Annotated in this window: 11 protein-coding genes and 1 CRISPR repeat array (1 of these 12 running past the window's edge); of the genes, 9 read left to right on the top strand and 2 right to left on the bottom strand. The window is 39.5% G+C overall.

Translation table 11 applies throughout. From position 1 onward, the window contains the following. Positions 1 to 49: 49 nt before the first annotated feature. Entirely contained in the window at positions 50 to 1015 is a 966-nt protein-coding gene (locus AAC851_RS04180; RefSeq protein ID WP_005091128.1) for a calcium/sodium antiporter, read from the top strand. 60 nt (positions 1016 to 1075) lie between these two features. On the opposite strand, the gene AAC851_RS04175 is transcribed toward AAC851_RS04180, so the two are convergent. Continuing rightward, positions 1076 to 1462 (bottom strand): DUF3144 domain-containing protein, encoded by a 387-nt coding sequence (locus AAC851_RS04175; protein WP_004638360.1) that lies wholly within the window; start codon positions 1460 to 1462, stop codon positions 1076 to 1078. Positions 1463 to 1566: 104 nt separating this feature from the next. Here AAC851_RS04175 and AAC851_RS04170 point away from each other — a divergent pair, with 104 nt between their 5' ends. Next, positions 1567 to 2199, top strand: coding sequence for a hypothetical protein (locus AAC851_RS04170; protein WP_075315924.1), 633 nt, complete (start codon positions 1567 to 1569; stop codon positions 2197 to 2199). Between the two features lie 265 nt (positions 2200 to 2464). Here AAC851_RS04170 and AAC851_RS04165 read toward each other — a convergent pair whose 3' ends face one another. Then, positions 2465 to 3913, bottom strand: coding sequence for a CYTH and CHAD domain-containing protein (locus AAC851_RS04165; RefSeq protein ID WP_340600551.1), 1449 nt, complete (start codon positions 3911 to 3913; stop codon positions 2465 to 2467). Between the two features lie 198 nt (positions 3914 to 4111). Here AAC851_RS04165 and AAC851_RS04160 point away from each other — a divergent pair, with 198 nt between their 5' ends. From AAC851_RS04160 to cas6f, 7 genes are all read left to right on the top strand, one after another. Continuing rightward, entirely contained in the window at positions 4112 to 4483 is a 372-nt protein-coding gene (locus tag AAC851_RS04160; RefSeq protein ID WP_151212317.1) for a DUF962 domain-containing protein, read from the top strand. 122 nt (positions 4484 to 4605) lie between these two features. Further along, complete coding sequence (cas1f, locus tag AAC851_RS04155) at positions 4606 to 5568, top strand: type I-F CRISPR-associated endonuclease Cas1f (protein ID WP_340600550.1); 963 nt, start codon at positions 4606 to 4608, stop codon at positions 5566 to 5568. Next, positions 5565 to 9077 (top strand): type I-F CRISPR-associated helicase Cas3f, encoded by a 3513-nt coding sequence (gene cas3f / locus AAC851_RS04150; protein WP_340600549.1) that lies wholly within the window; start codon positions 5565 to 5567, stop codon positions 9075 to 9077. The genes cas1f and cas3f overlap by 4 nt, the downstream gene beginning before the upstream one ends. Positions 9078 to 9466: 389 nt before the next feature. Continuing rightward, positions 9467 to 10798 (top strand): type I-F CRISPR-associated protein Csy1, encoded by a 1332-nt coding sequence (gene csy1, locus AAC851_RS04145; RefSeq protein ID WP_340600548.1) that lies wholly within the window; start codon positions 9467 to 9469, stop codon positions 10796 to 10798. Continuing rightward, positions 10798 to 11904: a type I-F CRISPR-associated protein Csy2 gene (gene csy2 / locus AAC851_RS04140; RefSeq protein ID WP_340600547.1), complete on the top strand. Its 1107-nt coding sequence runs from the start codon at positions 10798 to 10800 to the stop codon at positions 11902 to 11904. Before csy1 ends, csy2 begins: the two co-directional genes overlap by 1 nt. 2 nt (positions 11905 to 11906) lie before the next feature. Then, positions 11907 to 12953, top strand: coding sequence for a type I-F CRISPR-associated protein Csy3 (csy3, locus tag AAC851_RS04135; RefSeq protein ID WP_113997526.1), 1047 nt, complete (start codon positions 11907 to 11909; stop codon positions 12951 to 12953). Continuing rightward, a complete protein-coding gene (gene cas6f / locus AAC851_RS04130) occupies positions 12953 to 13564 on the top strand; it encodes a type I-F CRISPR-associated endoribonuclease Cas6/Csy4 (protein WP_340600546.1) in 612 nt (203 codons plus the stop codon). The genes csy3 and cas6f overlap by 1 nt, the downstream gene beginning before the upstream one ends. 132 nt (positions 13565 to 13696) lie before the next feature. Beyond that, positions 13697 to 16774: a CRISPR direct-repeat array (repeat unit 28 nt; unit sequence GTTCATGGCGGCATACGCCATTTAGAAA); it runs 133 nt beyond the window's last position.

Genomic DNA, 16774 nt, shown 5'->3' with positions numbered 1-16774 from the left:
AATCCAATGCATGTGAAGTGTTTTCATTGATAAGGAAAAGGGGAGTAGCATGGCTTTTGCTGTGATCGCGGTGATTGTTGGACTGATTTTATTGGTCTGGAGTGCCGATAAGTTTATTGATGGTGCTTCAGCCACTGCGGGTCACTTAGGTATGCCGCCCTTGCTAGTTGGGATGATTATTGTCGGGTTTGGTACATCAGCACCCGAAATTGTTGTCTCGGTTATGGCTGCTATTGATGGAAACCCAGGGCTGGCATTAGGGAATGCTTATGGTTCAAATATTGCAAATATTGCTTTGATTCTTGGTGTAACTGCATTAATTCATCCGATTATGGTGCAATCTGCGGTTGTACGTAAAGAATTGCCAATATTATTGTTAGTCACCGCAATCTGTATCTTACAAATTTTTGATGAGATGCTCAGCCGAATTGATGCAGTGTTAATGCTTTTGATGCTGGTCTTATATATGGGCTGGTCGATTTGGCAAGGCATGCGAAGTCAAAGTGATGTATTGAGTCATGAGTTCAACACCGATCTACAAAGCAAAAAAACACCATTAAAGAGTTCGATTTTTCAGCTTTTATTTGGTTTGATTATCTTAGTGATTAGTTCACGCTTATTGGTTTGGGGGGCGGTAGAAATTGCTCAAGCCTTTGGTGTGAGTGACTTAATTATTGGATTAACTGTGGTTGCTATTGGAACGTCTTTGCCAGAGCTGGCTTCTTCGATCGCAGCAGCACGCAAAGGTGAGTTAGATATTGCGATAGGTAATGTGATCGGCTCCAATATGTTTAACACGCTCGCTGTTGTCGGTTTAGCAGGGGTGATTCATCCTACAGTTGTGCCACAAGAAGTGTTACATCGTGACATGGTGGTAATGGGTGCACTCACTTTAAGCCTATTGATATTTACACTGAGCTTTAAAGGAAGAGGGCGAATCGGACGTGTTAAGGGTGGAGTGTGGTTATTCAGCTTCGTTGCTTATACCGCATATTTGGTGAATACCGCATTCTAATTAAAAAAGATAAAGGCATTGAGATACCCAATGCCTTTTATCGATTCGACCTACAAAGGATTATTTGTGGTCATGTTTATGTGTGTGGAAATCTTCGTTTTTGCGGAAACGTAAATAGTTATCAAACTGCTCACAATATTCGTCAAAGTTATCTTCTAACATCATTTGAAATTGTTGCAGTAAATATGACATGACTTGCTCTTTCGCTTCTTGCATTTCATTGCCATCTTTAAAATTATTTGCTGCGACCCATGTGTTAAAACGGGCAGTGGCAAATAGCATTGCTGCACTCACTTGACCACGTAACTCTTCTGGTTTTGCTGTTTGTCCTTTTGGTGGGCGGCAAAATTCATTGGCGAGTTTAATAAATTCATCTGCACGCTCAAAAAATACCGCATTTAAAGCTTCTTCTTCAGTTACATCAGTCGCATTAATTTTTTGAGACATGGTCTTTTCCAACAAAAACTAGATTAGACATTATAGACAATGCCTTGCATAAACAAAACCGTTGTCTTACTCTAAAATAGCCTAAGTAAATTAGAATAATCAAAATGTCAGATGCAATCGAGATTCAAAGCCTAAAAACCGATATTGCTTTACTACGTCAGCATATTCATCCACCTCAACATTTGCAGCATGTAGAAGGGCTGCCGATATATTACGGCTTAAAAGAGGAAGTAAATGAATATTATCGTCAATGGCAACCTTTGATTGAAAGAGCGCAGCAACTTTGTCAGCCATTTATGCAAGATGAGCTTGTTGATGCCATCCATTTACCGAGTCATCTGAATCTACCTCTATTTTTTTTCCATGTAGATCGGATTCGGATCAATAAAACTCGTGCAAAAGAATCTAAAACTTTTCGAGGCGTGGCGGCATTAGTGGAAAAATGCGGACAGTTTGATACTGATCAAATTTTTGCGATGCAAGCGTGGTTAGAGAGCGATGATACAGCCGCTTTGGTGGCGCACCGTGAATTTATTGATCTGCGTACTTATGTGTTTCAGCATGGGCAAAGTGAATACACGCGAACTCGTTTTTATATGAATGGCATGATTCTCAGTGTAGAGCCACATTTTAAATTGGTCGATGCGCGGGATAAGCCGCGCAAGCAGCGTAATGATAGCTATAGCGATCCAGTTGCTGATAATGGCACATGGAAGATTTTTGGGAAGTATCGTTGAATGATCTAAGCTGCATAAAAATCTTGTTTGGGAATATGCTACTCGGGAGCGTCATCCACAACCTGCGTGATACTAAAAAGATAGGTAGTTTTGGACGAGTTAATGAAATTAGATTAATGAAAGCCGAGAACAGGTTTTGTGGATGACAAATGGTTTTGCCTACTTTTCCCGAAAGAAAAGTAGGTCGCCGAAGGCATATACCGAGATTGAATGAGGGTTCGGTACGACTCCGTTATGATAATAATATAGAAGGCAAAAGAAACTTTTACTCCCAGAAGATATCTTTATGAGACAAGACTTGTAGCTTTTTATCTGCTTTTTTCATCACATGCGGTTGTTGCGCTTTGACCCAACCTAAAGCAAATAAAAACTGCGGTTGTTTCGGTGCATATTGTTCGAACAGGTGTTCTGCAACAAATAGATCATTGTAGAAACCTAAATATTCCTGAATCGGTTGTAATTCATTCAGAAACTTTTGAACTACTTTTTCTGGATAAAGCCCAGTAATAAAGTCGATGCAATAACGCAATTGTTTTACTCGTTTTCGTGTACGGTGTTGTTGCTCTACTGGAAGTTCTGAAAATACCGAGGTATCTTTCAAAATCTTTTGATAGAGTGAAGTTAAGCTTTTCGCAACTTGTTTCGATAACTTCGTTGTTGATTCATTTTCACTATAGATAAAGCTAAATAATGATAGAAATAGCTGTGTTGTTTTAACACTGCTTAATGATTTGGAAATATTCGTTTTAGCTGAAATTGGAAATGAGAAGTCAAAATCAGATACAGTCTTAATTAATGGAATGACGGATGCTTGAATCGCATCTTGATCTCTTGATTGACCCAATGCTTGAAAAATCTCTGTCAGATCATTTTGCCAAGCTGGATCAAGTTGCTCTGTCCAATGAGAAAAATGTTTGAGTGCTGAACGTAAACGACGTATGCCAACGCGCGCTTGGTGAATATGATCTGCTTCAGCCACCTCGCCAGCAATTGCGGCAGCGTTGGGTAGGATTTGATTTAAGCAATTTTCAATAATCAGTTTGATCGCTTGCTCAGCAGAAAAGTCTGATTGAAGTTGTAATGTTTTGGCTTTAGTCGCTGGTGAAACTTTTTTCCCTATTGCCAATAAATTACCTCGTTCAGCTTTACTGCGTACATCGAGCCATAATTGGTACTTTTCGACTAAGTGATTCGAGAAAATAATTAAATCGCGGGCTGAACCTTGTTTTAACTCACATTCTACTTCACAGATTTTTGCAGTGTCCTTGGCGGTTCGAATTTCACCATCATCTAAACAGACTTCGATTTTAGAACCTTGAAATTCAAAGGTGTGAAAGGTGCGCTCCACATCAGTTTGAAATTGCAATTCTAGTGGAGCGAGTGGATCTCCTAACAGGTCTTTCAAAATACTTTGTACAGCTGGATAATTTTCATAAAGAGATAAATCTAAAACGGGTTCTTGTTCACATTTACCCAGTTCAATGTCTTCTTCGATGCGTTGTAAATGGTTTTTACTCGCTGCTTTAAAGGTTTGTACCCAATGTTCACCTTCTTGACGCAAACGGATTGCGACATAGTTTTTTGCTAAAGTTCGATCAGCAGTATCGTAGTATTTGGCTTGTAGACGAATTTTTTGAGCTTTCTGCTTATTTAATGCCAATAAAACACTTTTTTTCTTAGATGCAGGAAGTTGAAATTTAAGTTCTATTTCCATGTGGAGATGACTCCTGACCGTTAGAATGAATAAGTTTATGATTGAGTATAACCTAAGCACAAGTTGAGCAATTATGCTGAAAAAGGCTATTTTCCTTGTAGGACATGGTTCAGTATATCGTATTATCTTACATGACTTTATTTTGTACAAAAAATGCAGTACCGTGTGCAGAGAGGACAGGATTAGGATGATCAAAAAATGAATGCACCAGCAAATTTAACGAAGCCGGTAGAATTCACATTACCGATAAAAGATTACAATGAGTTTTATCGCTTTTACTTAACCGAGCATCGCAGTATGGCGAGTCGTCGTTTGCATGTAGCAGGCAGTTCGATTGGTTTATATTTTTGGAGTAAAGCGATTCGCCAGCGTAAGGCTAAATATTTGGCTTATGGCTTATTGTCTGGTTATGCGTGTGCTTGGGTTGGACATTTTTTCTTTGAACATAATAAGCCTGCAAGTTTTAAGCAACCACTTTATAGTTTTATCTCTGATTGGCGGATGTTGTCCGATGTGGTTCGTGGTCGCCTGAGTTTGATTGATCGTAAGTTTGATAAGATTGATTCTTAATTTTTGTTAATTTTTCAAATAAAAAGACCTAAAACGACGTGGAATGTCGCTAAGCTGCTTCGGCAGCTTTTTTATTACCAAATGTTCAAGTAGTATAAGAAAAAACAAGAGAAATCATAACAATGGAACAACTTAATCCATCTGATTTAAAAGCAATATTACATTCAAAGCGTGCCAATCTTTATTATCTCGAACATTGCCGCGTGATGCAAAAAGATGGTCGGGTTTTATATCTCACTGAAGCTAAAAATGAAAATCAATATTGGAATATTCCGATAGCCAATACGACGGTAATTTTACTTGGAACAGGTACGTCTATTACTCAAGCGGCGATGCGAATGTTGTGTAGTGCCGGTGTATTGGTGGGTTTTTGTGGTGGTGGCGGTACACCATTATTTGCAGGGAGTGAGGTGGAGTGGTTAACGCCCCAGAGTGAATATCGTCCAACGGAATACATGCAAGGATGGATGAGTTTTTGGTTTGATGAAGCTAAACGCTTAGACGTGGCAAAACAATTTCAATTTGCTCGAATTGAATTTATCCGCAAAATTTGGGCAAAAGACAAAGACCTAAAAGACGAAGGCTTTTATTTAGATGATCAGGATATTCAACAAGCTTTAAATGGTTTTGAAAAGAAAATTCCAAATATGGCTAAGGTTGGCGATTTATTGCTTGCAGAAGCACAAATGACCAAACAGCTTTATAAGATTGCAGCGACTCGTTGCAAACTTAGTTTTGAACGTAATCCTGAACAGGGTGATTTGGCGAATGACTTTTTAAACCATGGCAACTATTTGGCTTATGGGCTTTCAGCAACCACACTTTGGGTACTCGGTATCAATCATGGTTTTGCTGTGATGCATGGTAAGACTCGACGGGGTGCTTTGGTGTTTGATGTGGCTGATTTGGTTAAGGATGCAGTGGTTTTGCCGTGGGCATTTATTTGTGCTAAAGAGGGCATGACTGAGCAGGAGTTCCGTCAACAGCTCTTGCAGAAGTTTACAGAATATAAATGCTTAGACTGGATGTTTGAGCAGGTAAAGTTTCAGGCATGTAAAAGCTTTCCAGTAGTGGAGAGTGAATGATGATCGTCACTTTTATTTCCCAATGTGAAAAGAAAGCGATTCCTCGCACACGGCGTGTGTTAGATGCTTTTGCAGATCGGATCGGTGATAACACGTGGCAAACGGTGATTACCGAAGATGGTTTGTTAGCAGTAAAAAAGCTGCTTAGAAAAACAGTTACTAAGAATACTGCGGTGAGCTGTCATTGGATTCGTGGTCGGCGTAGAAGTGAACTTTTATGGATTGTGGGAAATCGTAATAAGTTTAATGAGCAGGGGATTGTTCCTGTGAATCGGACAGCCAAGCCAATTAAATTGGATTATAGTGATCATAATTGGCAAACGGCTCCATTAATTGCTGTGTTGAGCCGAATTGCTGCTTTATTTCATGATTTTGGGAAAATAAATCCTTTTTTTGCCAAGAAAATAGCCAACGCAAAGTACAATAAAAAACCGATTGCTGATCCATTTCGGCATGAATGGATTTCTTTAAGGTTATTTGAAGCCTTTGTGAAATCATGTGGTCATCAAGATGAATTTTGGATTGAAAAATTAATCAAAATTTCACCCCAAAATGATGATTATGTGTGGCTGGATAATATGATTAAAGATCATCCTGACCAAGCGCAACATCAATCACCCTTTCAGGAACTTCCTGACATTGCCAAATTGGTGGCATGGTTAATCGTTTCACATCATCGTTTGCCTATCCCTAACTATTTATTAAACAAAAATAGCAATGACAAGTATGCCGCATCAAAGTTTGACACCGTATTAGATGATCTGAATTTTAGGTGGTGTTATCCACGTCAGTATAATATTGAAGATAAAAATAAGGAAAAAGACATTCAGCAATGTTGGAAAATTAAAGCTGAGCATATTCCTTTTAATAGCCAAATATGGTGTAAGGAAATGAATAGCTGTGCAGCAAAGCTCTTACAACTTTACAAAGCCCATCCAGCGGCTAATTTGACTGATCCTTATCTCAGTCATGTTTCTCGTTTGGTGTTGATGTTATCTGATCATTATTATTCAAGTTGTGAGGCGACACCAAAATGGCATGATCCGAAATACTCCTGTTATGCCAACACTGATAAATTTGGCGTATTAAAACAGCCTTTAGATGATCATCTGGTTGGTGTAAGTCAATCTGCTCGAAAACTTATGGGCGCGTTGACTCGTTTAGATGAATTATTTAATCGTCTACCGAAACAACGATCTTTGGAAGGAAAAACCAGCAATCCTTATTATAAATGGCAGGATAAGTCTTATCAGGAAGCTTGTAGTATTCAGAAAAATTATCCAAATCATGGTTTTTTTGGTGTGAATTTAGCCTCTACAGGACGAGGCAAAACCCTAGCCAATACACGAATTATGTATGGTTTAGCTGATCCTGAAAAGGGCACACGGTTTAATATTGCGTTGGGTTTGAGAACTTTGACCTTACAAACAGGCAAGGCACTGCGACAAAAATTACATCTGGATGAGACTGATTTAGCCATTATGGTTGGTGGCGGTGCGGTTAAAGAAATATTTGAAAAATATAGCCAAACTAGTTCAGAACAATTTCTTAAGGATATACAAAACCCTGACCCAACTAAAAACCCTGCCTTAGCCAAAATGATGGGATCGGAATCTTTAACTGGTTTATTTGAACCTGATGTGCGGGTTGATTTTGAAGACATTGAGCTAGATTTTGAAGGAATTTTGCCATCAGATCATTTGTTAACAAAGTGGCTGAAAGGTAATCATCAAGTCAAAAAAATGCTGATGAGTCCAATCTTATGTTGCACGATTGACCATTTAATTCCTGCAACTGAAAGTACCCGAGGTGGGCGACAAATTGCACCTATGTTACGCCTGATGTCATCTGATTTAGTCTTTGATGAACCCGATGATTTTTCACCAGAGGATTATTATGCACTCGCCCGACTGGTCTATTGGGCAGGTTTATTGGGAAGTCGGGTGTTATTGTCTTCTGCAACATTAACGCCTGCTGAAATTAATGGTTTATATCTGGCCTATAGTTCTGGACGTAAGTTTTATAATCTTCATCGTACTCAAGCCAATCAGCCAATTATTGCTGCATGGTTCGATGAAAATGAAAAAAACATTACGCATCAAGTCATTCCATGTGATGGTACTGTTAAAAATTCAGAAGCCAATCCCGTATTTGAAAAAGCACATCGTCAATTTACCAAGAAACGAGCAGCTTATTTAAATGAACATGCAGTATCAACACAAAGACGTACTTTAGAATGGGTTGGTTTACCTAGACAAATCCCTGCAATTGAAAAATGGCAAGATGTATTTACCCAACATATTCTAAGTACTAGTTTGAAAGCTCATCAGTTAAATGCCATTACTGATCCCAAAACACAAAAACAATATAGTGTGGGGTTGGTGCGTTTTGCCAATATTGATCCCATGGCAGACATTGCCCAACTATTATTAAAACAAAAAATTGATGCAGACACTCGTATTCATTTATGTGTATATCATTCCCGTTTTCCGTTACTGATTCGAGCCAATATCGAAAAGTATCTGGATGAAATTTTAGATCGCAACAATGGAAAGCAACCACATGATCATTATTTGGTACAGAACTGGTTGCAAAAATATCCTGAACAAAAACAGATTATTTTGGTATTGGCTTCGCCTGTCTGTGAAGTAGGTAGAGATCATGATTATGACTGGATGATCATTGAACCTTCTTCGATGCGTTCTATTATTCAGGCATCAGGTCGAGCAAGACGGCATCGTACAGAACCTTACTTCCATTCTAATGTCTTTATTATGGAAACTAACATCCGTCATTTTAGGTATCCTCAACAAGCTTGTTTTTCTCGTCCTGGTTTTGAAGCAACTGGATTTGAGTTTCAAGGGAAAGGTGTAAGGAGGCATTTTTTACGAGGAATAGATGATACAAAAAATGCAGGTTTAATGGATCTTAACCATTTTAAACAACTCGACTCAATTGCTCGATTGATCCAGCCACCAGCAAATTACCTCAAACAATACTATGAAAGATCAGGCTATCCACGCTTAGCTGACTTAGAACATGACCGTATGCATCACATTTTATTGGGTCATGGCATCTGTCCTGAGATGCGTTCTATTGATGTATCACCAATTAAATTTCCTGCTTATAGTTTTTGGAATACGCCTATTCACTATACAGGCATTTTACAAACATTGAGCCGATTTCGGCAGTCACAGGCTGAGTTTTTTACTGCGTTGAGAGCAGAAGAGGAAGAGCAGGCTTTAAAGCTATATCAATACAATGAAAAAACAGGAAATTGGTTATTGGTTGAAAGTTTGGTTAGACGAATTGAATTGACAAATAATCCTCAAATTCACTGTTGGCCGAATCAGAAACCTGAAATCGCTTTAGAAAAATATTTAAATACAATTTCATTGGGTCGAAGCTGGGCTGAAAACTGTTCTCGATATTTAAGTCTTAATTTACCCAAACTGGCAGAGCAAAAGAAATGGCTGTATCACGATTGGCTAGGATTTATAAGGGAATAAACCTTATAAATCCCTATTCCTAAGCTGCCTGTGCGGCAGTGAACACTTGTATAAGCAGACTATTTCTAAGCTACCTGTATGGTAGAGCGAAGTATATCACATGAAAATCTATTGCAATGTAGATGGAAATCTATTAGTTTAATTAGTGGATAACTTACATTTTATGAATTACTGACTAGGTTGTTAAAAATGATTAGTTTAACTAACGATCTGGCAGGATCATCACATCACCCGATAGGGTAAGGAGGAAATGATGTTTAGCACATATCTGGTTAGAAGAGTCTAAGCAGTTAGGTAATGGACATCGTTTACGGTAGTTAAACTATCGTAAATGATAACAAAGATAACTTTAAAAAAATAATTTACTTTGTAAAAACTAAGGAAAAATAATGACTGAAGTACTCGAAGATGCTTCTCCTCCAACCATTCGATTCTTGATTGAGCAATACATTCAGGGGCGTTTAAAGGAAAAGTTGGGGAAGCTAAAAGAAGATGACTTCACTGAGCGTGAAAAGTTACTAGAAAAATACCAACCTGAAACATGGTTAGAAGATGCAAGTTTAAGGATCAGCCAAATTCGTTTGGCAACACATACCCCAAAACAGCACCATCCCAGTTCTAAAGCTTCGGCTATGTTTTATGCAGAGCAAGATAAGACTCATAATTTTGTTGGATCACAGGGTCTACAACTGGAAGCTGATGTGATTGGAAATGCTGCCGTCTTGGATGTATTTAAGCTATTACGGCAAAAGTTCGAAGGGATATCCTTACTTGATCGTTTATTAAAAGCGGATCAAGACTTGATTGCTGCGCTCGCAAGCAATGCTGAACAGGCACAAATCCGCTATCAAAGATTTTTGGCATTCAGTGAAATTCCATCGGAGTTAAATGCAGGGCGTTTATCCAAGCAGGTTTATTTTCCTGTCGCTCAAGATAAGTATCATATCTTGGTGATTTTATACCCAAGTGCTTTAGTACATCGGGTTTATCAGCAAATTTCACATGATCGCTTTGGTGAGCAAAGCAAGGTGTTACGTGAAGCTCGCTTTAAGGGGCTGCATTATTCGAAGGAAAGCCGAGAATACCCAAGTTTACTGGTTCATAATTATGGCGGTTCTAAGCCGCAGAATATCTCACAACTGAATAGTGATCGTCGTGGTTCGATGTGGTTATTGCCATCGTTACCACCTGTTTGGCAAGGACAGTTAGTTGAATTGCCAAAATCTGATTCAGTCTTTACAGGGTATTTAAGTAATCGTAAGGATGTAAAACCGATTTTAAAGTCTATCATTCATATATATCGACATGAATATGATCGAAATAATGTTGTGTTTCGAGATAGGCGAGATGAATTAGTCAATCAGCTTGTGGATTGTGTGATTGATATGAGTCTTGAACTTCAACAAAGTGCAAATTCAGGGTGGACACTTGACTCGCAGCGTAACTTTAACCGTGCCGAAAGTTTCTGGTTGGATCGTGGCTATCGTGAGGAGCTTTTTGACAAGGAAGATCAAAATATTTTAACGGATGAAGAACAGCAATGGTTAGAAGATTATCGTTGTCGGGATTGGCGTACTGAAGTGGGCAACAACTTTGGCAATTGGTTAAACAAAATTTTAATTGTCAGAGGCAAATTAGTTGATCTGGATGATCATGAGTCTCGGGTATGGTCAATCGCCTTGCGGGATAAGTTGCAATTACTCAAAGAGGAGTTTGCCTAATGAGTTATGCCCATCCTAAAGCTTTATATATTGTCCGTTTACAAGTTGAAAATGCTTCTATTATCAGTAGTCATCTAACATGGGGCTTTCCTGCACCGAGTGCCTTTACAGGCTTTGCTCATGCTTTGCAGCGAAAATTGAATGAAAGAGAACAGTATCGCAATCTGGAATGTTGTGGGATTGGTATCGTATGTCACCAGTTTACCCCTCAAGTGACGAAAAGTAGCGATTACCGTTATTCACCCTATCAACTCAATCTCGCTCGTCATCCTTTAGAATCAGATGGATCAACGCCTGCAATGGTGGAAGAAGGAAAAGGGCATTTTGAGGTTAGTTTGATCATTGGTTTAAGTGGCGATGATTTAGATCAACATTTATCTGCCAATGATGAAGATTTAAATGAGCAAACCCAATACTTAATTCAAAGACTTAACCAATTGATTTACGGAATGCGATTGGCTGGTGGAGCAATTTTTCCTCATCGACGGGTAAAGCCTAAATTGGTGAATTGGACATTGTCTGAGGCTATCAATAAAACCGAAAAATTGCGTCATGCGTTATTGCCAGGTTTTGCATTGCTGCATCGACATGAAGTGTTGCTTGCTCATCAAAAATGGTTAAGCCGACAACAAGCGTATTTAGAGACACAAGAGCAGAATCCTGATGTTCTGGATACTTTGTTGGATATCAGCCGCCTCAATCTTTCCAGTAAGGAACAATCGCAACTTGGTGCTGAGGGAGAGCTTAAAGGTATTTGGCAAGTGAGGTCTCGACCTGAGCATTTAAAAGGCTGGTTAGTGCCGATACCAATTGGCTATGCAGCATTAACAAAACTTCAAGACAAAGGTTCAATTACAGGCGTAAGAGATAATCAATATCCAGCAACTTTTGTTGAAACTTTATTGAGTTTGGGAGAGTGGCAAAGTCCGCATCGGATTTCAGATTTAACCCATACCTTATGGACTTATAACACCGAACCTAAAGATGGGGTTTATGAAATCACTCAACCTTTTGCTCCAAAACTCAACTTACAATTATTGTCAGATGATTTAGAAGAACAATCATTTGATTTCGATGAATTAGATTTAGAAGAACAGGAAGATTAATCATGGCTAAAGCTCCAACAACTAAAATTAAAACTGCATCAGTATTATCATTTAACCGTCATTTAGACCCATCAGATGGGCGTATGACTGCAGTCAACTGGAAAGAAATTGAAAATGGTGCTGGTACAACGGTTATCCAGATTCAGGAAAAATCAGTACGAGGTACGATTTCAAATCGCCCTAAAAATGCCAAAGAAATTGATCCTGCGTATATTAATGCAGCGGTAGAAAAAGCCAACTTACAAACCGTTGATATTGCAGCATTACCACAAGGTAAAGATACGGTTGCTGTTACATTTACCTTACGTATTTTACCGAATGTTGGACAACCATCAGCCTGTAATGATGAAAGTTTTGCAGAACGTCTTAATGCAGTTGTTTCAGGGTATAAAGTTGAAACACAATTTCAAGAATTGGCTAAACGTTATGCAGTAAATCTCGCTAATGGACGTTTTTTATGGCGTAATCGTATCGGTGCTGAAAATGTCAGTGTGACCGTTGAGCGTATTGTTGATGGTAAACCAAGTGCAAAATTGAATTTTGATGCTTTGGCTAATCGCTTATATGAGGTTAAAGTCCATTCAGATCAGGAACAATCGTTAACACAACTTTCTACATGGATTCAGGCAGGGTTGACGGGTGATGAACATGTATTATTACGTGTTACAGGTTTTGCGCGTTTAGGAGAAGGGCAAGAGGTTTATCCCTCTCAAGAATTAATTCTTGATACAGGAAATACAAAGGGTAAAAAAAGTAAAACCCTATATGCAATAAAGGACAATGAAGCAGGGATTCACTCACAAAAAATTGGTAACGCCCTACGTACTATTGATACATGGTATCCAGAAGCCACTAAACCAATTGCAGTTGAACCTTATGGTTCAGTGACTTCAGAAGGGAAAGCGTATCGTCAGCCCAAAGAAGGACAAGATTTCTATAGCCTGTTTGATGGTTGGATAAATACAGGTAAAGTTCCTGAAATTGAGCAGCAGCATTATGTTATGTCTGTTTTGGTACGTGGTGGCGTCTTTGGTGAGAGTGACAAATAATGCAATATTATATTGAGCTTACACTTTTGCCTAATGAAGATACTTCTGCGTATTTTCTTTGGTCAAAAGTTTATACCCAGCTTCATATTGCTTTTGCGGAACATAGTAATGAGCAGGGAAGAATATCCTTTGGCGTATCTTTCCCTCAATATCGTATGAATGAGCAAAAAAAGATTGGATTTTTGGGGACAAAAATTCGTGTGTTTGCCAGCTCGGAAAGTCAGCTACAACAGCTTAATTTAGGTAAATGGCTAGAACGATTCATTGATTATGTACATATCACTCAACCGAGAGAAGTACCTCAAGCCAAGGTTAATGGTCATGCACACTATTATCGAGTCAATCCAAAGATGAGTATAGAGGAGCGTATAGTTCATCAAGCGCAACGTCGAAATATTTCTTTGGATGAAGCTAAGCAACATTTTAAGCTATATATTGAACAACCTATCATTGAGCCTTATGTGAGTTTAAAAAGTCTGAGTGCAAAACGAGAACAAAATATAGATCGACCATATCGTTTATATATTGGTAAATCTCTTGTTGATGAGGCAAAAGATGGAGAGTTTGGAACGTATGGGCTAAGTCGAGTGGCAACAGTTCCAGAATTTTGACCCAATATTTTTTCTACTCTTTAACAGCTTAATAAAATCAATAAGTTACAATAAGTCGTTTTTTGATTGGGTAAATTGCTAAAACCCATGATAAGTACTTGTTGTAACTTATATTTTTACTATAATTTTATAGTTCATGGCGGCATACGCCATTTAGAAATATGGATTTGACTGGTGGTAATGCGATTGGTAAGTTCATGGCGGCATACGCCATTTAGAAATGTTTTTCCGTTTTGGCGATTTGCATCGGCTTGTTCATGGCGGCATACGCCATTTAGAAAAGTGAAGTCTTACTCCAAGATGGGTTATGACGGTTCATGGCGGCATACGCCATTTAGAAAACAGGAGCACAGCCATGACTGACCCTTGGAAAGTTCATGGCGGCATACGCCATTTAGAAAATCTAGCTCCTTACTTAATGGATCTATCGAAAGTTCATGGCGGCATACGCCATTTAGAAATGAATGTGCCTTCTGGTACCAGAGGATTATTGGTTCATGGCGGCATACGCCATTTAGAAAAGTCAATGGCACGACGATAGAAGCACTCCTCAGTTCATGGCGGCATACGCCATTTAGAAAAGATAAGATCACTGCTCTTGTTACGTTCAACCGTTCATGGCGGCATACGCCATTTAGAAAATTAGCATCGGGTTGTGATAACTGACTACATCGTTCATGGCGGCATACGCCATTTAGAAAATGATTAGCTCCACTCCTCTGTCGTGGATAATGTTCATGGCGGCATACGCCATTTAGAAATGTAATTTCTGGAACCACAGGTGTCGGCTATTGTTCATGGCGGCATACGCCATTTAGAAAAGTCAATGACAGCAATTTCATTGTCGGCAGGCGTTCATGGCGGCATACGCCATTTAGAAAAATTGAAAGTTTCACAACCATTACCAATAGCCGTTCATGGCGGCATACGCCATTTAGAAATACAGCACCAACAATAATTGCTAAGTAAGCAAGTTCATGGCGGCATACGCCATTTAGAAATGCGAAGATTGAGCATAAAGAGCCAGTTTACATGTTCATGGCGGCATACGCCATTTAGAAAAATAAAGGGGCATTTGTCGTCATTTGTTTTGTGTTCATGGCGGCATACGCCATTTAGAAAATTTTGGCTTAAGTTGATTTACTCACAATATTGTTCATGGCGGCATACGCCATTTAGAAAGGGACAAAACGCTGCTGTTGGTTCAACTATGGGTTCATGGCGGCATACGCCATTTAGAAATCTATAAACTTTATAGTTTCCATTAGTAAACCGTTCATGGCGGCATACGCCATTTAGAAATGACGGTGTAGTAACTGTGTCACTCTCTAGCAGTTCATGGCGGCATACGCCATTTAGAAAATTCACGACGAGTACAAGCCAGTTGCGAAGTAGTTCATGGCGGCATACGCCATTTAGAAAAAGATGAAGCAGAACGAATTGCTGAAAGTGGTGTTCATGGCGGCATACGCCATTTAGAAAAACTCTTGTTTTTCCTGTTCAAGCTTGGTGACGTTCATGGCGGCATACGCCATTTAGAAAATCCATGCGAACCATATTTTCTGAAAACTTAAGTTCATGGCGGCATACGCCATTTAGAAATACGCAAAGCAGAACGCCAACATGGGCGTACGGTTCATGGCGGCATACGCCATTTAGAAAAGTCTTTGCCCTTATCACCCATGTAATTGGTGGTTCATGGCGGCATACGCCATTTAGAAATACCGTTGCTTTGACTATTTCTCATATTGAAAGTTCATGGCGGCATACGCCATTTAGAAAAAGGAATCACACGGAAACCCACAGAAAGAAAAGTTCATGGCGGCATACGCCATTTAGAAATGTACGATGCGAACCACGGTCAAAGTCGAATGGTTCATGGCGGCATACGCCATTTAGAAATACCAAGATATATCAAGGACTTATAAGCAAATGTTCATGGCGGCATACGCCATTTAGAAACATAGGTTCCCAAACGAATCGCGCCAGGTAGACGTTCATGGCGGCATACGCCATTTAGAAATAATGGGGGTGGCGGTGCGGGGATTGTCGGAAGTTCATGGCGGCATACGCCATTTAGAAAAACTGTAAAACCATTTCAAACGATGTGCACACGTTCATGGCGGCATACGCCATTTAGAAAGCTTAAGTAAAGCGGCTTTACTTTATTTATAAGTTCATGGCGGCATACGCCATTTAGAAAGCTTAAGTAAAGCGGCTTTACTTTATTTATAAGTTCATGGCGGCATACGCCATTTAGAAAACCATTGCTGCCAACACAGTCAAAATGAGAAAGTTCATGGCGGCATACGCCATTTAGAAAGACACGAAAGTTGACCGTGGATCGGGGGATAAGTTCATGGCGGCATACGCCATTTAGAAATTCTTCAGGTAATTCAGTGTAGTAAGCGTAATGTTCATGGCGGCATACGCCATTTAGAAATTCTCAAGTAAATATGCAAGGTATTGAGCAAGGTTCATGGCGGCATACGCCATTTAGAAAAATCTCAAGAGGCAGAGACAAGATGACAAGCAGTTCATGGCGGCATACGCCATTTAGAAAAAATAAATCCATTTTCAGTTTCATAATCCACAGTTCATGGCGGCATACGCCATTTAGAAAATACCGCCCCCATGTCGAAAGCTTTGTGTAATGTTCATGGCGGCATACGCCATTTAGAAACTTAGGAACAATAACTTTGGAAATATTATCTGGTTCATGGCGGCATACGCCATTTAGAAAGTGTAAAGCACGTATAGAGCTGCAAATAAACCGTTCATGGCGGCATACGCCATTTAGAAAATCGGGTCGTAATCATAATTTCAACGTCAAACGTTCATGGCGGCATACGCCATTTAGAAATGTTTCATTGTCATCAAGGGCTTGGCTTTGGAGTTCATGGCGGCATACGCCATTTAGAAAGAAAAGCACAGGTGAATTACACATTGCAACTAGTTCATGGCGGCATACGCCATTTAGAAAACATGAAGATCAGGCGCTCCATATTGCAGAACGTTCATGGCGGCATACGCCATTTAGAAAATTACTTAGAAAAGTATCCTCCCGATCGTGCTGTTCATGGCGGCATACGCCATTTAGAAATTAACTACACGTTCAGTCATGGCAGCCACCTAGTTCATGGCGGCATACGCCATTTAGAAAATTACCATCACTGCCACCAGTGCCGTTGCCGAGTTCATGGCGGCATA

This window comes from Acinetobacter sp. HZNU-JH01, assembly GCF_037996845.1.
Taxonomy (GTDB): domain Bacteria; phylum Pseudomonadota; class Gammaproteobacteria; order Pseudomonadales; family Moraxellaceae; genus Acinetobacter; species Acinetobacter haemolyticus.
This window is presented reverse-complemented; position numbering and strand designations above follow the sequence as displayed.

Bases quoted from the DNA above. Each gene is read 5' to 3' on its own strand.
- AAC851_RS04180 (WP_005091128.1), top strand. From the start codon at position 50: ATGGCTTTTGCTGTGATCGCGGTGATTGTTGGACTGATTTTATTGGTC.
- AAC851_RS04175 (WP_004638360.1), bottom strand. From the start codon at position 1,462: ATGTCTCAAAAAATTAATGCGACTGATGTAACTGAAGAAGAAGCTTTA.
- AAC851_RS04170 (WP_075315924.1), top strand. From the start codon at position 1,567: ATGTCAGATGCAATCGAGATTCAAAGCCTAAAAACCGATATTGCTTTA.
- AAC851_RS04165 (WP_340600551.1), bottom strand. From the start codon at position 3,913: ATGGAAATAGAACTTAAATTTCAACTTCCTGCATCTAAGAAAAAAAGT.
- AAC851_RS04160 (WP_151212317.1), top strand. From the start codon at position 4,112: ATGAATGCACCAGCAAATTTAACGAAGCCGGTAGAATTCACATTACCG.
- cas1f (WP_340600550.1), top strand. From the start codon at position 4,606: ATGGAACAACTTAATCCATCTGATTTAAAAGCAATATTACATTCAAAG.
- cas3f (WP_340600549.1), top strand. From the start codon at position 5,565: ATGATGATCGTCACTTTTATTTCCCAATGTGAAAAGAAAGCGATTCCT.
- csy1 (WP_340600548.1), top strand. From the start codon at position 9,467: ATGACTGAAGTACTCGAAGATGCTTCTCCTCCAACCATTCGATTCTTG.
- csy2 (WP_340600547.1), top strand. From the start codon at position 10,798: ATGAGTTATGCCCATCCTAAAGCTTTATATATTGTCCGTTTACAAGTT.
- csy3 (WP_113997526.1), top strand. From the start codon at position 11,907: ATGGCTAAAGCTCCAACAACTAAAATTAAAACTGCATCAGTATTATCA.
- cas6f (WP_340600546.1), top strand. From the start codon at position 12,953: ATGCAATATTATATTGAGCTTACACTTTTGCCTAATGAAGATACTTCT.